Annotated in this window: 17 protein-coding genes; 11 read left to right on the top strand and 6 right to left on the bottom strand. The window is 64.2% G+C overall.

Annotation, left to right across the window (positions count from 1 at the left end):
* Together AC5Y5C_RS00660 and AC5Y5C_RS00665 are read left to right on the top strand one after the other, a co-directional pair.
* Positions 1–1,290 carry an acyl-CoA dehydrogenase family protein gene (locus AC5Y5C_RS00660; protein ID WP_078362405.1) on the top strand — a complete coding sequence of 430 codons (1,290 nt, stop codon included), beginning with the start codon at positions 1–3 and terminating at the stop codon, positions 1,288–1,290.
* Positions 1,290–2,339, top strand: coding sequence for a phosphotransferase family protein (locus AC5Y5C_RS00665; protein WP_499968091.1), 1,050 nt, complete (start codon positions 1,290–1,292; stop codon positions 2,337–2,339). The genes AC5Y5C_RS00660 and AC5Y5C_RS00665 overlap by 1 nt, the downstream gene beginning before the upstream one ends.
* On the opposite strand, the gene AC5Y5C_RS00670 is transcribed toward AC5Y5C_RS00665, so the two are convergent.
* A complete protein-coding gene (locus tag AC5Y5C_RS00670; protein WP_499968093.1) occupies positions 2,329–3,714 on the bottom strand; it encodes an amino acid permease in 1,386 nt (461 codons plus the stop codon). The two genes, AC5Y5C_RS00665 and AC5Y5C_RS00670, sit on opposite strands and share 11 nt — an antisense overlap.
* Before the next feature lie 102 nt (positions 3,715–3,816).
* On the opposite strand from AC5Y5C_RS00670, the gene AC5Y5C_RS00675 reads away from it, so the two are divergent.
* Positions 3,817–4,650: an LLM class F420-dependent oxidoreductase gene (locus AC5Y5C_RS00675; RefSeq protein WP_499968095.1), complete on the top strand. Its 834-nt coding sequence runs from the start codon at positions 3,817–3,819 to the stop codon at positions 4,648–4,650.
* Positions 4,651–4,704: 54 nt separating this feature from the next.
* Here the strand turns inward: AC5Y5C_RS00675 and AC5Y5C_RS00680 are convergent, their stop codons facing one another.
* The 5 genes from AC5Y5C_RS00680 to AC5Y5C_RS00700 form a co-directional block, all read right to left on the bottom strand.
* Positions 4,705–5,796, bottom strand: coding sequence for an inositol-3-phosphate synthase (locus tag AC5Y5C_RS00680; RefSeq protein WP_078289988.1), 1,092 nt, complete (start codon positions 5,794–5,796; stop codon positions 4,705–4,707).
* 29 nt (positions 5,797–5,825) lie between these two features.
* Entirely contained in the window at positions 5,826–6,371 is a 546-nt protein-coding gene (locus AC5Y5C_RS00685; protein WP_078328780.1) for a PadR family transcriptional regulator, read from the bottom strand.
* A gap of 103 nt (positions 6,372–6,474) precedes the next feature.
* Positions 6,475–7,320 (bottom strand): DUF1707 SHOCT-like domain-containing protein, encoded by an 846-nt coding sequence (locus tag AC5Y5C_RS00690; protein ID WP_499968098.1) that lies wholly within the window; start codon positions 7,318–7,320, stop codon positions 6,475–6,477.
* A 34-nt stretch (positions 7,321–7,354) separates the two neighbouring features.
* Positions 7,355–8,140 (bottom strand): DUF1707 SHOCT-like domain-containing protein, encoded by a 786-nt coding sequence (locus AC5Y5C_RS00695; RefSeq protein ID WP_499968100.1) that lies wholly within the window; start codon positions 8,138–8,140, stop codon positions 7,355–7,357.
* A gap of 35 nt (positions 8,141–8,175) precedes the next feature.
* Positions 8,176–8,631, bottom strand: coding sequence for a hypothetical protein (locus AC5Y5C_RS00700; protein WP_499968102.1), 456 nt, complete (start codon positions 8,629–8,631; stop codon positions 8,176–8,178).
* Positions 8,632–8,761: 130 nt separating this feature from the next.
* On the opposite strand from AC5Y5C_RS00700, the gene AC5Y5C_RS00705 reads away from it, so the two are divergent.
* The 8 genes from AC5Y5C_RS00705 (at position 8,762) to dnaB (ending at position 18,051) form a co-directional block, all read left to right on the top strand.
* Positions 8,762–9,184 (top strand): DUF5318 family protein, encoded by a 423-nt coding sequence (locus AC5Y5C_RS00705; protein WP_499968104.1) that lies wholly within the window; start codon positions 8,762–8,764, stop codon positions 9,182–9,184.
* A gap of 82 nt (positions 9,185–9,266) precedes the next feature.
* Positions 9,267–11,579, top strand: coding sequence for a transglycosylase domain-containing protein (locus AC5Y5C_RS00710; protein WP_499969255.1), 2,313 nt, complete (start codon positions 9,267–9,269; stop codon positions 11,577–11,579).
* Positions 11,580–11,607: 28 nt separating this feature from the next.
* Complete coding sequence (locus AC5Y5C_RS00715) at positions 11,608–13,194, top strand: glycosyltransferase family 87 protein (RefSeq protein WP_499969257.1); 1,587 nt, start codon at positions 11,608–11,610, stop codon at positions 13,192–13,194.
* Between the two features lie 129 nt (positions 13,195–13,323).
* On the top strand, positions 13,324–13,614 hold the full coding sequence (rpsF, locus tag AC5Y5C_RS00720; protein ID WP_030097640.1) for a 30S ribosomal protein S6: 291 nt from the start codon (positions 13,324–13,326) through the stop codon (positions 13,612–13,614).
* A gap of 74 nt (positions 13,615–13,688) precedes the next feature.
* On the top strand, positions 13,689–14,192 hold the full coding sequence (locus AC5Y5C_RS00725) for a single-stranded DNA-binding protein (RefSeq protein ID WP_499968106.1): 504 nt from the start codon (positions 13,689–13,691) through the stop codon (positions 14,190–14,192).
* A gap of 44 nt (positions 14,193–14,236) precedes the next feature.
* Positions 14,237–14,491, top strand: a complete 255-nt coding sequence (rpsR, locus tag AC5Y5C_RS00730; protein WP_005064619.1) for a 30S ribosomal protein S18 — start codon at positions 14,237–14,239, stop codon at positions 14,489–14,491.
* Positions 14,492–14,508: 17 nt separating this feature from the next.
* Entirely contained in the window at positions 14,509–14,964 is a 456-nt protein-coding gene (gene rplI / locus AC5Y5C_RS00735) for a 50S ribosomal protein L9 (protein ID WP_499968110.1), read from the top strand.
* 462 nt (positions 14,965–15,426) lie between these two features.
* The gene (gene dnaB / locus AC5Y5C_RS00740) at positions 15,427–18,051 is read left to right on the top strand and encodes a replicative DNA helicase (protein WP_499968112.1); all 2,625 of its coding nucleotides are present in this window, start codon (positions 15,427–15,429) and stop codon (positions 18,049–18,051) included.
* Positions 18,052–18,346: the final 295 nt, after the last annotated feature.

The raw sequence follows: 18,346 nt of genomic DNA on the forward strand, positions 1-18,346 counted from the left end.
ATGGCATGGGATTTCGAAACCGACCCGGAGTACCAGGAGCTGCTGGACTGGGCCGAGGAGTTCGTCCGCACCGAGGTCGAACCGCTCGATTACGTGTTCCCCAATCCGTACGATAAGTCCGACAAAGAGGCCATGGACTACGTACGTCCACTCAAGGAAGAGGTCAAGCGGCGCGGCCTGTGGGCCTGCCACCTCGGACCCGAACTGGGCGGTCCGGGCTTCGGGCAGCTCAAGCTGGCGCTTCTCAACGAGATCCTGGGCAGGTCGGTCTGGGGGCCTTCGATATTCGGATGTCAGGCACCCGACACCGGCAATGCCGAGATCCTCGCGCACTACGGGACGGAAGCTCAGAAGGCCACCTATCTGCAGCCGCTGATGGACGGTGACATCGGCTCCTGTTACGTCATGACCGAACCGCAGGGCGGATCCGATCCGACGTTGTTCAAGACCACCGCAGTGCGCGACGGCGACGAGTGGATCCTCAACGGGGAGAAGTGGTTCAACTCCGAAGCGCGGCACGCCGCCTTCTGGATCGTCATGGCCGTCACCAACCCGGACGTCAGTCCGTACCAGGGGATGTCCATGTTCATCGTCGACCCGAACGCCCCCGGAGTCGAGATCGTCAGAAATATCACCGTGCACGGGTTCAGCGAGGACGAGGCATATACCCGCTTCACCAACGCCCGGATTCCCGCCGAGAACATGCTGGGTGCCGAGGGCGCCGCGTTCGTGATCGCGCAGACCCGTCTCGGGGGCGGTCGCGTGCACCACGCCATGCGCACGGTGGCCCAGGTGCGCAAGGCATTCGACATGATGTGTGAGCGTGTCATCAGCCGGGAAGCGCGTGGCGGCACCATCGCCAAACTGCAGATGACGCAGGAGCGCATCGCCGACAGCTGGATCGAGATGGAGTCGTTCCGTCTATTGGTGCTCCGTACCGCCTGGCTGATCGACAAGCATCAGGACTACCTCAGGGTGCGCAAGGACATCGCGGCCATCAAGGCCGCCATGCCGAAGGTCATGCACGATGTAGCTCAGCGCGCGCTGCATCTGCACGGCTCGCTCGGGGTGTCCGAGGAGATGCCGCTGGCCAAGATGTTCCTGTACTCGGAGGTGATGGGTCTGGTCGACGGCCCGACCGAGGTGCACAAGGTGACCATCGCCAAGGAGGTACTCAAGGACTACACCCCGTACGAGGGGTTGTTCCCGCCGAGCCACATCCCGGCGCTGACCGAGAAGGCGCGGGCGCATGTGGCGGCCCGGCTGGAACACCGGGTGGGCAATCTGTAATGGCCGCGCCGCAGCATGTAGATCCGAAAAGCGTTGATTTCGACATTGTTTCGCGCTGGATGGACGAGCAAGGGCTCCCCGTGGGTGAGGTTGCGGATATCTCCGCGATCACGGGAGGCACTCAGAACATCATGGTGCGGTTCACCCGGGGCGGCCGCGAGTACGTGTTGCGGCGGCCGCCGAAGCACCTGCGTGAGGCCAGCAACAATGTGATCCGCCGCGAGGCGCGATTGCTGGGAGCATTACGTGGGCAAGGAGTTCCAGCGCCGGAACTCATCGCGGCCTGCGTCGACGAGACGGTGCTGGGTGGCGCGGTGTTCTACCTGATGGAGCCGGTCGACGGATTCAATGCCTCGGTTACCCTGCCGGAGTTGCATGCCAGCAGTGCGGATGTCCGGCATCAGATGGGATTGGAGGCGGTCAGCGGTATTGCTGCGCTGGGCGCACTGGACTACCAGACGCTGGGACTGGACGGCTACGGCAGTCCCGACGGCTTCCTGGAGCGCCAGGTGCCGCGCTGGCTCAAGGAGCTCGACTCGTATGCCAAGCATGAGGGATATCCAGGCCCGGATATCCCGGGCCTGCAGTCCGTCGCGGATTGGCTTGAGCAGCATCGGCCGTCGCAGTGGAAGCCGGGAATCATGCACGGCGATTTCCACCTGGCCAACATGATGTTCCGTCACGATGGCGCGCAGTTGGCGGCGATCGTGGACTGGGAGATGTCGACCATCGGCGACCCGCTGCTGGATTTGGGGTGGCTGCTGGCGACCTGGCCGTCGGAGGCCGACGATGCGTCACTGGGTGGAGCGCTCGTACAGGCCGGAAACCTGCCCACGCCCGGGGAGCTCGTGGCTCACTACGCCGAACGCACGGATCGTGATCTGAGTGCGATGGACTGGTACACGGTACTGGCCTGCTTCAAGCTGGGCATCATCCTGGAGGGTACGCATGCCCGTGCGTTCGCCGGGAAAGCGCCTGTGGCGGTGGGTGATTACCTCCATGGTCTGACCCTGCAACTGTTCGGGCGAGCGGTGGCAATTACCGGGTGACCGGTTCCTCGGGTAACGGGTCGCGTCGCCGGGTCAGCCGCAGGACCACGAAGGCGATCAGGATTACCGCCCAGGACAGCAGGCTGGCCCACAGCTGCGAGCGGGTGCCGTCCTGAAAGCCCATGGCAACCAGAATCGCCACGATGGCACCGGCAGTGAGAATCGTCAAGACCGGATAGCCCCACATCTTGACGATCAGCTTCTCCGGGGGTGTGCGGGGCCTGAGCACCAGCTGCGATACCGCAATCATGAAGTACACAAAGAGGATTACCGCGCCGGAGGAATTGAGCAAGAACAGAAAGACGGTGTCCTCGGCGACGTATGCCAGGACTACGCAGACGAATCCGATGAACGAGGACGCCAGGATGGCGTGCACGGGAACACCACGGGAGTTGACGCGTAGCCAGCTGCGTGGCGCCTCGCCCCGCCCTGCCAACACAAACAGCATGCGGGAGGCGGTGTACATCGCGGAGTTGAGACAGGACAGTACGGCGGTCAGCACCACTATCCGCATGATGTTGTCGGCGTGCGGAATTCCCATGGTCTTGAATGCGGTGACGAAGGGCGAGGTGCCCAGGGTGGGGCTATCCCAGGGCACGATCACCGCGATAAGAAAGATGGACCCCACGAAGAAGAGCCCAATCCGGTAGATGACCGAGTTGGTGGCTCTGCTGATGGCGCGCGCGGGGTCCTTGGATTCGGCGGCCGCGATGGTGGCTATTTCCGGGCCGACCATGGAGAACACCACGACCACGATGGCGGAGAAGATCGCACCGGCGCCATTCGGTGCGAATCCGCCCTTGGTGAGGTTGGAGAAGTCCATCTGTTTGTCCGGCCACCAGCCCAGGACGAACAGCGTGCCCAGGACCAGAAAAGCGATGATGGCAAGGACTTTCACGCTCGCGAACCAGTACTCGAACTCACCGTAGGAGCGCACCGAGAAGAGGTTGGTGGCGGTCATGGCCACCATGAGGACAAGCGCGATGAGCCACAAGGGAGTGCGCGGCCACCAATCTTGGACGATCTTGCCACCGGCCACCGCCTCGAATCCGACGACGATCACCCAGAAGTACCAGTAGAGCCAGCCGACAGAGAATCCCGCCCAATCGCCGAGTGCGCGGCGGCTGTAGTCGGCGAAGGAGCCGGTCGACGGATTCGCCACTGCCATCTCGCCGAGCATGCGCATCACCAGCACGATGAGCACGCCGGTGATGGCATAGGTCAGGAAGGCGGCCGGTCCGGCCGCCTTGATGGTCGCACCGGACCCGACGAACAGGCCGGCGCCGATCACACCGCCGATCGCGATCATCGTCAGGTGGCGCTTCTGCAGCGAGTGCTGCAGACCGCCTTCGCTGGACGATTCCGTGGTCGCCATGGGTGTCTCCTTCAGCCGGGTAGGTCGATGTTGCACCCCGTAACCAGATCGTGCAGCGCGTTGCCAGGAATTTCGGGGGCCTGCGGGAGGTTCCTGGAGGTCGTGAGCCACTTCGGTATCTCCACCTCATCGGCCGACGGATACGTGACCCCGGATGTACTGGCACGCGCCGTCGAGGAACGCGGATTCGATTGGCTGTTGTTCGATGACCATTCGTACTTCCCGGTCGACACACCCGATCAGATCGATGCGGAGTTTCGTGCCCGGCTTCCGCTGATCCGGGACCTTCCCGTGGTGCTGACCTACGCGGCCGCGGCCAGCGAGCGGCTTGTGGTGGGTTCGGGGGTCGCATTGCTACCTCAGCGCGATGTGCTGCATACCGCCAAGGCATGGGCGACCCTGGCCACATTGTCGGGTGGCCGTGCGGTACTCGGAGTCGGTGTCGGATGGAATCTGGGCGAGCTGCATAACCACGGCGCCGACCCCACGGTGCGCGGCGCGAAACTCGACGAGCAGTTGGCCGTCCTGAAACTGCTGTGGGCCGATGAGGTGGCCGAATTCCACGGAGAGCATGTCGATTTCGGGCCTGTCGCGGCGAATCCGCGCCCGGAATCACCCATCCCGATTTACGTGGGTGGCCCGAGCCGGGCGGCACAACGGCGCGCGGTGCGGCTGGGTGATGGCTGGTTGCCGTACGCGGAGACGTCGACGCCCGCAGATGTGCGTGAGGCGCGCTGCCGGTTCGCCGAGCAGGGGCGCGCGGACCTGCCGGTCAGTGTGAGCGGCACGGCCGCGGACGAGCGTGTTGCCGCCGAATATCTGGACGCCGGCGTGGACCGGGTGTTGTTTCACCTTGATCCGCTGAACGAGGCAGAAACCTTGACCGAGCTCGACAGGCTCGCCGCCCTCGCGAATCGACTGCGCGCCAGCAAATAAACACAGAGGGCATACCCCGTGGGTACGCCCTCTGTGTTGAGAAGTACGTGAGCGCTAGCCCTCGATGAACTGCTCCAGCTGAACACGCGCGACATCGTCGGCGAGCTGCTTCGGCGGGCTCTTCATCAGGTAGGCCGAGGCCGGAAGGATGGGGCCGCCGAGTCCACGGTCGAGCGCGATCTTCGCCGCACGCACCGCGTCGATGATGATGCCGGCCGAGTTGGGGGAGTCCCAGACCTCGAGCTTGTATTCGAGGTTCAGTGGCACGTCACCGAACGCGCGGCCTTCCAAGCGGACGTAGGCCCACTTGCGGTCGTCGAGCCATGCGACATAGTCGGACGGGCCGATGTGCACGTTCTTGTCGTACACCTTGTCGGCCAGCGAGCCGTTCAGGTTCGAGGTGACGGCTTGAGTCTTGGAGACCTTCTTGGACTCCAGACGCTCACGCTCGAGCATGTTCTTGAAGTCCATGTTGCCGCCGACGTTCAGCTGGTAGGTGCGGTCCAGGGTGACACCGCGGTCCTCGAACAGCTTGGCCATCACGCGGTGGGTGATGGTTGCACCCACCTGGCTCTTGATGTCGTCGCCCACGATCGGCACGCCGGCGTCCTCGAACTTCTTGGCCCACACCGGGTCCGAGGCGATGAATACCGGTAGTGCGTTGACGAACGCCACCTTCGCGTCGATGGCGCACTGCGCATAGAACTTGTCGGCCTCTTCAGAACCGACCGGCAGGTAGGAGACCAGGACGTCGACGTTGTTGTCCTTCAACGTCTTCACGACGTCGACGGGCTCGGCGTCGGAAATCTCGATGGTCTCGGCGTAGTACTTGCCGATGCCGTCCAGGGTCGGGCCGCGCTGCACCAGGACGTTGGTCGGGGGTACGTCGGCGATCTTGATGGTGTTGTTCTCGGAAGCGGCGATGGCCTCGGACAGATCGAAGCCGACCTTCTTGGCGTCCACGTCAAAGGCGGCGACGAATTTCACGTCGCGCACGTGGTACTGGCCGAACTTGACGTGCATCAGACCCGGAACATTGGAGTTCTCGTCCGCGTCCTGGTAATACTGCACACCCTGGACCAGCGAGGACGCGCAGTTGCCGACGCCGACGATGGCTACCCGCACCTCAGATGTGTTGTTGGACATGGACGGTTCTCCTTTACCGATGGACATACTTAACGCTCCTCGACCCGTGCCTGCGCGGTGCGCTCGGCGGCGATCAAGTCGTTGAGCCACTTCACTTCTCGTTCACTGGATTCCAGGCCAAGCTGGTGCAACTGCTTCGTGTAACGGTCGAACGAACTGCTGGCCCGGGTGACGGCCTCGCGCAGGCCTTCCCGGCGTTCCTCTACCTGGCGGCGGCGGCCTTCGAGGATTCGCATCCGGGCCTCGGCCGGGGTGCGGTTGAAGAATGCCAGGTGCACACCGAAGCCGTCGTCGGTGTAGTTCTGTGGACCGGTGTCCGCCACCAGCTCGCTGAAGCGAGCGCGGCCGGCGGCCGTCATCTGATAGACCCGCTTGCCGCGAAGCAGCACCGTGGTGCCCGCAGGGGCGGAGTCCTCTTCGATGAGCCCATCGGCCTGCATGCGGCGCAGAGCCGGATACAGCGAGCCGTAGGAGAAAGCCCGAAAGGCGCCCAGTAGGCCTGTCAGGCGCTTGCGCAGCTCGTAGCCGTGCATGGGTGACTCAAGCAGCAAGCCGAGGATGGCCAGTTCCAACATGAGGTCACCTCCCAACACCGTGTATGACGCCGGAGCATCTCTTGTGCACCGATCGGGACATAGTATCGCCGCGATATATGCGGGCGCCACACGGGGGAGGGTTTTACCTCTCGGATGGATACACGGTCCGAATGGGACTGCCATCGGGATTGACGTATATCGATCCGTTCTGGAATTCACCGCTCACCGAGATGTCGATCTGTACGGTGTCCGGCGGCCCGGTTTTGTCCTCGCTGGGCTTGATGAAGAGATAGGTGTTCTTCACCTCGCTCGCCTTGATGCCCAGGGTCTCGGGTGCGCCGCGCAGGATCCCGATGATGGTCTTGACGTCGAACTTGCCGAGATCCACCACGTGATCGGCATGCGACCCACTGTCGTCATCGGGGTGGTCCCACCCGCCGTCGTAGCGGTACCGCAGCGTGCGGCGCGGTTCACGCGGATCCGGCCGGGTGAGCAGGGCATAGTCCCCGTAGATGTTCAGTTCGTACCCGGTGGTGTCGCCGAACTTTTGGCGCATCTGATCCAGCAGCCCCGTCAAACCGCCCAGTGACATCAGCTGACGTGGCGGGGTCAGCACGATGGGTGCCACCCCATCCGGTTTGGCGCCGGGGTCCTTGGTGAAGTCCAACGGGGAGCTGGTGTTCCCATACGCGCCCCACCCGACGAGCACGCCCACGAGAACCAGCGCGGCGGACACACCGGCGGGGGCGTACCACCGCCGCCACCGGGGCTGCCCAGGCCGCTTGAGAACGGGCATGCTCGCGGACTCTTTGGAGTTCTGCAGGTCTGAGACCAGCGCGCTCAGCTGCGCCAGCGTGGGGGCGGTGGTGGCGGATGCAACCCGCTCCCGGTGCTCTTCCATGGACAACTGCCCGTCGCTCAAGGCCTCGTCGAGGAGCTTGCAGGTGTCGTTGCGGTCGCTGTCCTTGGCCCGGAGGGGTGTCGCCATGGCTGGAATCGTAGAGCGGGCGCGATCTTGGTGGTCAGGGAGCGGGCGCAACCTCTTTGGGTTCACCGTTACCCGCGACGACCATCCGTCCGGTGCGGTCCTTCTCGGAGACGGTGATGGTGATGTCGACGCCCTCGTCGTTGGGTTTGATCACCATGACGGTCCCGCCGTCGCCCGCGGCGGGCACATTCAGGGTCTCGGGAGCGCCGCGCAGGACCCCGACGATCTTCGTCGGGTCGAACCGGCTCAGATCCCCGATTCGAACATTGCGCCAGGTGCCGGGCATCGCACCGCCGTCGCGGAACCCGCCCTGATACGGGTAGGTGATGGGCAGCTCCGGATCTGCGGGTTCGATGCGGACCAGCGACGCGTTGTTCGCGCGGACGGTCAGTTCGATGCCGACGGTGTCGCCGAACTTGGCGCGCATCTGGTCCAGCAGGCCCGATAGGCCGGGGATCGAGAACAGCTTGGTCGGCGCGATCACCACCGGAGCGACGCCGTCGGCGGACGCACCCGGATCCGGTGGCACCGGGCGCGTCGCGTAGCCCCCGACCCCGGCTCCGACGGTGGCAGCCACGACAGCGGTGACAACGATCGCCGGCCAGCGTCGCCGCTGCGGCTGCGGTGTGGATACGTGGGCCGGAAAGGCGGCGATCTGCAGGTCGGAGACCACGCCGTTGAGCTCGCCGAGAGTCTGAGCACTGGTGGCCACGGCGATCCGCTGACGGTGTTCTTCCGAGGAGATCTGGCCGTCGCCAAAGGCGGCATCGAGTGCCTTGCACGTGACGTCTCGGTCAGAGTCCTTGGCACGGGTCGCCATGCGAGGAATCGTAGAGCGGTCGCGCGATCGCCGGGTCAGCCCCAGTACGCGAACTCGCAGACCGGGTTCGGCTCGCTCTTGAACGACACCAGCATGTCGCCCATCGTGATCGTGCAGCCCGTAGCGCCGGCGCCGGTGGACCGGACCTCGGAGTTCGCCTCCTCGACAACGTCGATGGTGTGCTCCCAGGGCAGCGAGACATCCTTCTCGACGTGGGCTGGACCGCCGTTTTCCTTCCACGTCACGGTCGCCGTTCCGGTGCCGATCACCTTCAGGACCGCGGAGCCGACGACCTTGCCGGTGCCCTTCACCCCAGCCGGCGCGGAGGCGGTCGTCGCCGGACCGTCGACCGGGGCCGGCCGCGTCGTGGACGTGGCCGTTGAGGTGGCTGCTTGCGTCGATGAGGTGTCGGCGGACTTCCCGCACCCGGATGTGATCGCGGCGATAACCGCAAAGCCGGCCAGCGCCGGTAATAGCCGAGGAAATGTCACCTTGCCCCCTCTTCCTGACAACGGGTCAATCGTAACGAGTGGAACGCGGACAGAGTTCGGCTTCGCAAAGGACATGCTGTCTGCGTGGGCCGGGGTCTGCCTGCGCGTAATCGGACGTACTCTGGTTACCGTGCGATTGCAGAGACAGGTGGTGGATTACGCGCTCAAGCGGCGATCCCTGCTGGCCGAGGTCTATTCCGGGCGTACCGGCGTGGCTGAAGTCTGCGACGCGAACCCGTACCTGCTCCGCGCGGCTAAGTTTCACGGCAAATCGAGTGCCGTGATGTGCCCGATCTGCCGCAAGGAGCAACTGACGCTGGTGTCGTGGGTTTTCGGCGAGCACTTGGGAGCGGTATCCGGCTCGGCCCGTTCGGCCGAGGAACTCGTGATGCTAGCCACTCGGTACCCGGAGTTCGCCGTGCACGTTGTCGAGGTATGCCGGACCTGCAGTTGGAATCATTTGGTGAAGTCGTATGTCATGGGCGCCCTCCCGGCGCCGAAGGGGACCACCCCACGTCAGCGGACAACTCGTGCCCGGACGGCCAGTGAATAGGCCACAAGGTGAGGGCGGCGTGGTTGGCGGGCAGAGTCCGGTAGCTCCCAGCGGCGGCTCGGATTCACCGCGCACCCCCAGCATGGACGATCGCCCGACGTCGATCCTGGACCCCGTCGAGGATCTGCCGCTGTACCGGCGCGATGAGGACGCTGTGGCCGCGGCGCGCGCGGCGCTGGAACGTGACGACGACGAGGGCATGGGGCAGGAACTCCCACCCCGGGCGAGTGGGCCTGGTGGTCCGCCGCGTCCCCCGCAGCGACGCCGTAAGCGAAAGAGCAACGGCTGGAAAATATTCCGCCGTGTGATGATCGCGCTGGTTCTGCTGGCGATCGTCATTCCGCTGGCGACGTTCGCGCTGGCGTATTCGGTGGTCGACATCCCGAAGCCGGGTGACATCCGCACCAGCCAGGTGTCCACCATTTTGGCCAGCGACGGCACCACCGAGCTCGCTAAAGTTGTTCCGCCGGAAGGAAACCGGGTCGATATCAAGATCGACCAGGTGCCCCAGCATGTGCGTGCGGCCGTGATGGCCGCCGAAGACCGCGATTTCTACGGCAACCCGGGCTTCTCCTTCTCGGGACTGCTGCGCGCGGTGAAGAACAACATGTTCGGCGGCGATACTCAGGGCGGTTCCACGATCACCCAGCAGTACGTGAAGAACGCGATGGTGGGTTCGCAGCGCGCCGGCCTCGGCGGTCTCACCCGTAAGGCCAAAGAGATCGTCATCTCCACCAAGATGTCCCAGTCCTGGTCCAAGGATCAGGTGCTGGAGTCGTACCTCAACATCATCTATTTCGGGCGCGGCGCGTACGGCATCTCGGCGGCATCAAAGGCCTACTTCGACAAGCCGGTCGAACAGCTGACCGTGTCCGAGGGCGCATTGCTGGCCGCACTGATCCAGCGGCCGTCGCGGCTGGACCCCGCGGTGGACCTACCCGAGTCGACGAACCGGTGGAATTGGGTGCTCGACGGCATGGTCACGATTGGCGCGCTGTCCGCGGAGGATCGCGCCGGGCAGGTGTACCCGGCAACGGTGCCGCCCGAGCAGGCCGCCGCGCAGAACGCGACTACGGGCCCGAACGGCCTCATCAAACGCCAGGTGATGGCGGAGCTCACCGACCTGTTCAATATCGACGAGCAGACGTTGAACACCGAGGGCCTGCAGATCACCACGACCGTCGACACCAAGGCACAGCAGGCCGCCGAGAGCGCAGTCAACAGCACCCTGCAGGGCGAGAACCCCGACCTGCGGACGGCGGTGGTCTCCGTCGACCCGCGCACGGGTGCGGTCAAGGCGTACTACGGCGGATCGAATGCGCAGGGCCTGGACTATGCGCAGCAGGGTCTGCAGACCGGCTCGTCTTTCAAGGTGTTCGCGCTGGTGGCTGCACTGCAGCAGGGGATCGGTCTGGGCTACCAGCTGGACAGCTCGGAGCTCACCTACCAGGGCATCACCATTAAGAACAGCGAAGATGCTTCGTGTGGAACGTGTTCGGTGGCTGAGGCGCTCAAGCGTTCGCTGAATACCAGCTTCTACCGGCTCATGCTGAAGCTGAAGAACGGGCCCGATGATGTGGCGGCCGCCGCGCACTCCGCCGGTATTGCCGAGAACTTTCCCGGTGTCTCACACACCCTGTCCGAGGATGGTCAGGGCGGCCCGCCCAACAACGGTGTCGTGCTGGGCCAGTATCAGACCAGGGTGATCGACATGGCTTCGGCGTACGCGACCCTGGCGGCGTCGGGGACCTACCGCAAGCCCCACTTCATCCAGAAGGTTGTGAACGCCGACGGTCAGGTGCTTTTCGATGCAGGCTCCTCCGACAACACCGGCGAGAAACGCATCTCCGATGACGTGGCGAATAACGCGATCTCGGCGATGAAACCGATTGCGGGCTACTCGCGCGGACATGCATTGGCCGGGGGACGAGAGTCGGCCGCCAAGACCGGTACCGCACAGTTGGGCGACACCAAGGACAACAAGGACGCCTGGATGGTTGGTGTCACCCCGTCGCTGTCGACGGCGGTATGGGTGGGAACCGACGACGGCAAGCCGATCAAAAACAGTTGGGGCGGACCGATTTACGGTTCCGGCCTGCCCTCGGACATCTGGAAGAAGACCATGGATGGTGCGCTGGACGGCACCAACAAGGAGACCTTCCCCAAGCCGGGCGCCATCGGCGGTTATGCCGGTGTGCCCGTCTACGTACCGCCGCCCCCATCACCGAACGGTCCACCAGCGCCCGCACCGGGCGGCGGTGGCGAGGTGACGGTCATTCAGCCGACCATCGAGATCGCGCCGGGTATCACCATTCCGGTGGGGCCGCCGACAACGATTCCGGTTGGTCCGGCGCCACCACCGGCGGGTGACGTACCGCCACCTCCGGGGCAGTAGGCAGGTGCCGGCCGAATCCCGTGCGACGGTGTCTCCCGAGAAGCTCGCCGATGACCTGCGCAGCGCCGACGATCGTGACTTTCCCAGTCGCACCGATGCGATGGGTGCCGAGCTATCCGAGGTGGTCGGCGGGCCGCTGGGCCGGCACGCGCTGGTCGGCAGACAACCGTTCTGGACGCCGCTGCGAGTGGTGTTCGTCATTGCGCTGGGCTTCCTCATCCTGGGATGGACCAGCAAGGCGCCCTGTCTGCAGCAGAGTGGAACCGGCAACGGTGCTCAGCGCGTGGCCAATTGGGATAACAACCGCGCCTATTACCAACTGTGCTATTCGGACACCGTGCCGCTCTACGGTGCAGAGCTGCTGAATCAAGGCCGCTTCCCGTACAAGTCGAGCTGGCTGGAAACCGATTCGGGCGGGCATCAGAAGATTCAGTACGACGGCACCCCGGCGGTCCGGTACATGGAGTACCCGGTGGTTACCGGGGTGTACCAGTACACCGCGATGGCCCTGGCCAAGACCTATACCCAGGCCAGCGACCTGTTGGGGCTGCCCATTGTCGCCGAAGTGGTGATGTTCTTCAACATCGTGGCCTTCGGATTGGCGCTGGCCTGGCTGGTGACCATATGGGCCAGTGCGGGTCTGAGCCCGCGGACACGTCCATGGGATGTGGTGATGATCGCCGCGTCCCCGATCGTCATTTTCCAGATCTTCACGAATTTTGATGCTCTCGCAACGGCTTTCAGCATGACGGCGCTATGGGCGTGGGCGCGCAAGAAGCCATGGCTTGCTGGTGTGCTGATCGGGCTGGGCGTGTCCGCCAAGCTCTATCCGTTGCTGCTGTTGTTCCCGCTGCTGTTGGTGAGCCTGCGGGGCGGCAAGATGCACGAGTTCTCGAAAACCGCCGCCGCCGCACTGGCCAGCTGGGTCGTGGTGAACGCACCGGTGGCGATGCTCTTCCCGCGCGGGTGGGGGGAGTTCTTCCGGCTCAACACGCGTCGCGGCGACGATATGGACTCGCTGTACAACGTCTTCAAGTCCTTCACGGGGTGGCAGGGCTTCGACGGCCCGCTGGGCTTCTGGGAACCGCCGGTCATTCTCAACGCGGTATCAGCGGTGCTGTTCGGAATCTGTTGCCTGGGCATCGGATATGTGGCACTAACGGCTCCGCGGCGTCCGCGCGTGGCGCAGCTGGCCTTCCTGGTGGTGGCGGTGTTCCTGCTGACCAACAAGGTGTGGAGCCCACAGTTCTCACTGTGGCTGGTGCCGCTGGCGGTGGTGGCCCTGCCGCACCGCCGAATCCTGTTGGCGTGGATGACCGTCGATGCGCTCGTGTGGATTCCGCGGATGTACTACCTGCTGGGTATGGAGAACAAGGGACTGCCCGAGCAGTGGTTCACCGGCACGGTGCTGGTGCGCGACATCGCGGTGATCGGGCTGTGCGCCCTGGTGCTGCGTCAGATCTACCACCCCAGCGAGGATTTGGTACGCACCCACGGCGACAACACCGACGATCCGGCCGGTGGGCCGTGTGACGGTGCCGCCGACGACATGCCGGGATGGCTGCCCTCTTGGCTGCGGCCGCGTAAACCCACGCCGCATATCGCCCGCACGTAGCCCGCTCCAGTCGGCGATTTCGCCGGTCAGGGGGCTGTGCGGTAGCCTTGGCCGGTTGCCGACGCAGGCGACTCTCCTGCCACGGACACGCCGTGGCCGCACTAGACCACAGGAGGTGATGAGTTTCTCATGCGTCAGTACGAAATCATGGTCATTCTCGACCCAACCCTTGACGAGCGCACCGTAGCTCCATCGCTGGATACGTTCTTGAACGTTATCCGGGGTGACGGCGGAACCGTTTCGAAGGTGGAGGTCTGGGGCAAGCGCCGTCTTGCCTACGAGATCGCCAAGCATGCCGAGGGCATCTACGCGGTGATCGACGTGGTCGCGGAGCCCGCCACCGTGTCGGAGCTTGACCGCCAGCTGGGCCTCAACGAGTCCGTGCTACGGACCAAGGTCCTGCGTACCGGAGCCCGCTAGAGGTCCTACGGAAGTCAGTCGACTTCCGTAGGCTGCCGGTTAACCACGCCAGCTGACAGACACGAGGAGGAACCGTGGCAGGTGACACCACGATCACGGTCATCGGAAATTTGACCGCCGATCCAGAACTGCGTTTCACACCGTCCGGGGCAGCCGTCGCCAACTTCACTGTGGCTTCGACTCCCCGCATCTTCGACCGACAGAGTTCGGAGTGGAAGGACGGAGAGGCGCTGTTCCTGCGGTGCAATATCTGGCGTGAGGCCGCCGAAAACGTGGCCGAGAGCCTGACCCGCGGGTCCCGTGTCATCGTCACTGGCCGGCTCAAGCAGCGCTCCTTCGAAACCCGCGAGGGCGAGAAGCGCACCGTCATGGAGGTCGAGGTCGACGAGATCGGCCCGTCTCTGCGGTACGCGACTGCCAAGGTCAACAAGGCCTCGCGTGGTGGTGGCGGCGGCGGAGGTTTCGGTGGCGGTGGGGGTGCCAGCGCGGCTCCCCGCTCCAACGAGCCTGCCGACGATCCGTGGGGCAGTGCCCCGGCCTCCGGTTCCACCGCGGCCGACGACGAACCGCCCTTCTGATCTGGGCGATACAACTTACCTAGCTAGAAAGAAAGAGATTCACCATGGCCAAGACGACTAAGCGCCGTCCTGCCCCGGAAAAGCCGGTCAAGACACGTAAGTGCGCGTTCTGCACCAAGAAGGCGCTGAACATCGATTACAAGGACACCAACCTGCTCCGCACTTACATCAGTGAGCGCGGCAAGATTCGTGCCCGCCGGGTTACGGGGAACTGCGTTCAGCACCAGCGTGACATCGCGATCGCGGTGAAGAACGCTCGCGAGGTGGCCCTGCTGCCGTTCAGCTCGGCGACGCGGTAGGACCGGAGGGACATCTGATGAAGCTGATTCTGACGACCGAGGTCGAGCACCTCGGCACTGCCGGTGACACCGTTGAGGTCAAGGACGGTTACGGACGCAACTACCTGCTGCCCCGCGGACTGGCGATTGTCGCCACTCGCGGTGCGGAGCGCCAGGCCACCGACATCCGTCGCGCCCGTGAGGCCAAGGAGATCCGTGGCGTCGAGCACGCTCACGAGATCAAGCAGGTGATCGAGGGCCTGGGTGCTGTGAAGCTGACGGTGAAGACCGCCGGCGAGGGCAAGCTGTTCGGTTCGGTGACTGCCGCTGACGTGGTGGGTGCCATCAAGGCCGCCGGTGGACCGAACCTGGACAAGCGGACCGTCACCCTGCCGAAGGCGCACATCAAGCAGATTGGTTCGTACGCGCTCGATGTGCATCTGCACGCCGGTGTGGCAACCAAGGTCACTGTGGATGTAGTCGCCGCAGGCTGATCGATCCGAAATACTGCCGGGTCAACGGCGTCGCGGGTTTCCGCGGCGCCGTTGCCGTATCTGCTGGCGAACGTATTGTACGCGTGTGCCACTCCAGCGAAGCTACCTCTAGTTAACCTAGAGGGTTGAGAGGGGTAACAGAACACGCCCGAGCACGCAACCTGATGCGACACGCCGGACGGATTCCCATCCACAGTCCTGTCAATTAGTTGACCGGCCGCCAACTGGGAAAAGTGCAGGAATGTAGGTAGCTATCCCCAGGTTGTCCCCAACCCCCTAACACCGGGTTGGGCAGTAGTCCACACCCCATGCCCAGGCTCATCCACAGGTGCACTTGGCAGGGCCGCTAGCAACATCTAACGTCTACCGCGGCGCGCCGGGACCACGAGGATTGTCAGTCGCCGTCGTTACCATGACTGCGAACATACGTTCGATCTGAGTTGAGTAGGAGGACCGCGCGCCGTGGCAATAGTCGACGATTTGGGCCAGTCCGGTCCAGTTGCGCCTCCCGGGGAGGAGTTCGGCCGTCAACCACCGCAGGATGTGGCTGCGGAGCAGTCCGTGCTCGGCGGGATGCTGCTGTCCAAGGACGCCATCGCCGATGTACTGGAGAAGCTGCGACCGCACGATTTCTACCGGCCCAACCACCAAAGCGTGTACGAGGCCGTCCTCGATCTGTACGGCAGGGGAGAACCCGCCGATGCGGTGACCGTGGCCGCCGAGCTGGACCGGCGCGGGCAGCTGCGCCGGGTGGGTGGGGCGCCGTATCTGCACACGCTGATCTCCACCGTGCCGACCGCCGCCAACGCGGGGTACTACGCGGGCATCGTCGCCGAGAAGGCGCTGCTGCGCCGGCTCGTGGAGGCCGGGACCCGCGTGGTGCAGTACGGGTACGCCGGGGCCGAGGGTGCCGATGTGGCGGAGGTGGTGGACCGCGCCCAGGCCGAGGTCTACGACGTCACCGACCGACGGATGTCGGAAGACTACGTGCCCCTGGAAGAGCTGCTGCAGCCGACGATGGACGAGATCGATGCGATCGCGTCGGCCGGCGGTATGTCCAAGGGTGTGCCGACGGGCTTCACCGATCTGGACGAGATCACCAACGGTCTGCACCCGGGCCAGATGATCATCGTGGCGGCGAGGCCTGGTGTCGGTAAGGCGTTGGCCCTCGATACACCGCTGCCGACGCCGACCGGATGGACCACCATGGGTGAGATCCGGGTCGGTGATGAGCTGCTCGACGCCGAGGGCAAGCCCACCCGGGTTGTCGCCGCGACCGAGGTAATGGCCGACCGCCCCTGCTACGAGGTGAAGTTCTCCGACGGTACGGTGATCGTGGCCGACGAACAACACCAATGGCTGACCGAGACACGTGCATCGCGCAAATCCGCGCAGGCGGCTGCGACGGGATACAACAGGACTCGGAATCAACGGACGTTCGCAGAAGTGCGCACCACACGCGAGGTCGCGGAGACCTTGCGCTGCGCGACGGCGGATAGGCGTCTGAACCATTCGGTGGTCAACGCCAAACCGGTGCAACTGCCCGCGCGTGATCTTCTTGTGGGCCCTTACACGTTGGGCGCCTGGCTCGGCGACGGGACGAGCGCGTCGGCTCAGATCACTTGCGCTGACCCAGAGATCGTGATGCATATCGAAGCCGAAGGCATTGAGGCGCATCGTTCCCTGACGGCCAAGTACCGGTATCAGCTGATGCTCCCGGATGTTCACATGGCGGAACGTGACTGCGTTGTCTGCGGTGAATCATTCATCCCAAAAACCAGCCAGGTACGAACATGCGGCCAGTCGTGCGGTGGCCGCGCGCGATGTGTCTCGGAGCCCGTTGCTGCGCCGACATGTGTGCGGTGCGGGCACATATCCGCTGGCGGGCACCTTTGCCAGACCTGCCACCGCTCCGTCGGTACGTTGCAGGCCCGCCTGCGGACCGTCGGGGTGTTGGGCGACAAACACATCCCGATCGATTACCTACGCGCCTCCGAGTCGCAGCGCCGAGCTCTGCTCGCCGGGCTGCTGGATACCGACGGCACGGTGACTGCCGGTGGGTCGGTTCAGTTCGCGGTCACAAGTGCACGGCTAGCCGCGGATGTCGCGGAGTTGATTGTGAGTCTGGGCTATCGCTGCCAAACCTCGACCAAGCGGGTGCGGGGGCGCAGCGAGGCTTCGTCAACCGCGTATACCCTCACGTTCGCGTGTGAGGACGAGGTGTTCGCGTTGCCGCGTAAAGCATTGCTGCACAAGGAACGTCGGGCAGGCAAGGGGACTGCGCGTTCTGGCTCGCGATTCGTTGTCGACGTGCGCCCGATCGCGAGCGTGCCGGTGCGGTGCGTCGAGGTCGACAATCGGGATCATCTGTATCTGGCCAGCAGGTCCATGGTGCCGACCCACAACTCGACTCTTGGCCTCGATTTTATGCGGTCGTGTTCCATCAAGCATCAGCTGCCCAGCGTCATCTTCTCACTGGAAATGAGCAAGACCGAGATCGTCATGCGACTGCTCTCGGCCGAGGCGAAGATCAAACTGGGCGATATGCGTTCGGGCCGGATGAGCGATGACGACTGGACGCGGCTGGCGCGGAGGATGAGCGAGATCAGCGAGGCGCCGCTGTACATCGACGACTCCCCGAACCTGACGATGATGGAGATACGCGCCAAGGCGCGTCGGCTCAACCAAAAGGCCGGGCTCAAGCTGGTGGTGGTCGACTACCTGCAGCTGATGACCTCCGGTAAGAAGCATGAATCCCGTCAGCAGGAAGTTTCGGAGTTCTCCCGAAATCTGAAGCTGTTGGCCAAGGAGCTTGAGGTGCCGGTTATTGCGATCAGTCAGCTGAACCGTGGTCCCGAGCAGCGCACCGATAAGCGGCCACAGGTGTCCGACCTTCGTGAATCGGGCTCGCTGGAACAGGACGCCGACATGGTGATCCTGCTTCATCGGCCCGATGCCTTCGAGCGGGATGATCCGCGCGGTGGCGAGGCCGACCTGATTCTCGGTAAGCACCGTAACGGCCCGACGGCGACGATCACCGTGGCTCACCAGCTGCACCTCTCGCGCTTCACCAACATGGCGCGGTAGCCGAAAGCCGTGTAGGTTCTCAGTTTCGGCTTCATATTCTCATTTATGATTTCATCTAACTTTCATATGTGTCTCAAATATGAAAGTTAGATGCGGCGGCTGGCTGCCGAGCTCTGACCTGACGCATGCGTTGGTACAGCGTGCTTGAGACACAGACGGCCAGCGGGGGAGTCGTTGGTGAGTTCCTGCGCACCCTTGTCCTGCTAGCAGTGCTGGGCTCGAGATCTCGACTGTCGCGCTAGCGATCGGTTGCTCGGTTCGACCGTCGGTCGGTAACGGGTGGTGTGGGCTTACG

This window comes from Mycobacterium sp. NGS15, assembly GCF_059813245.1.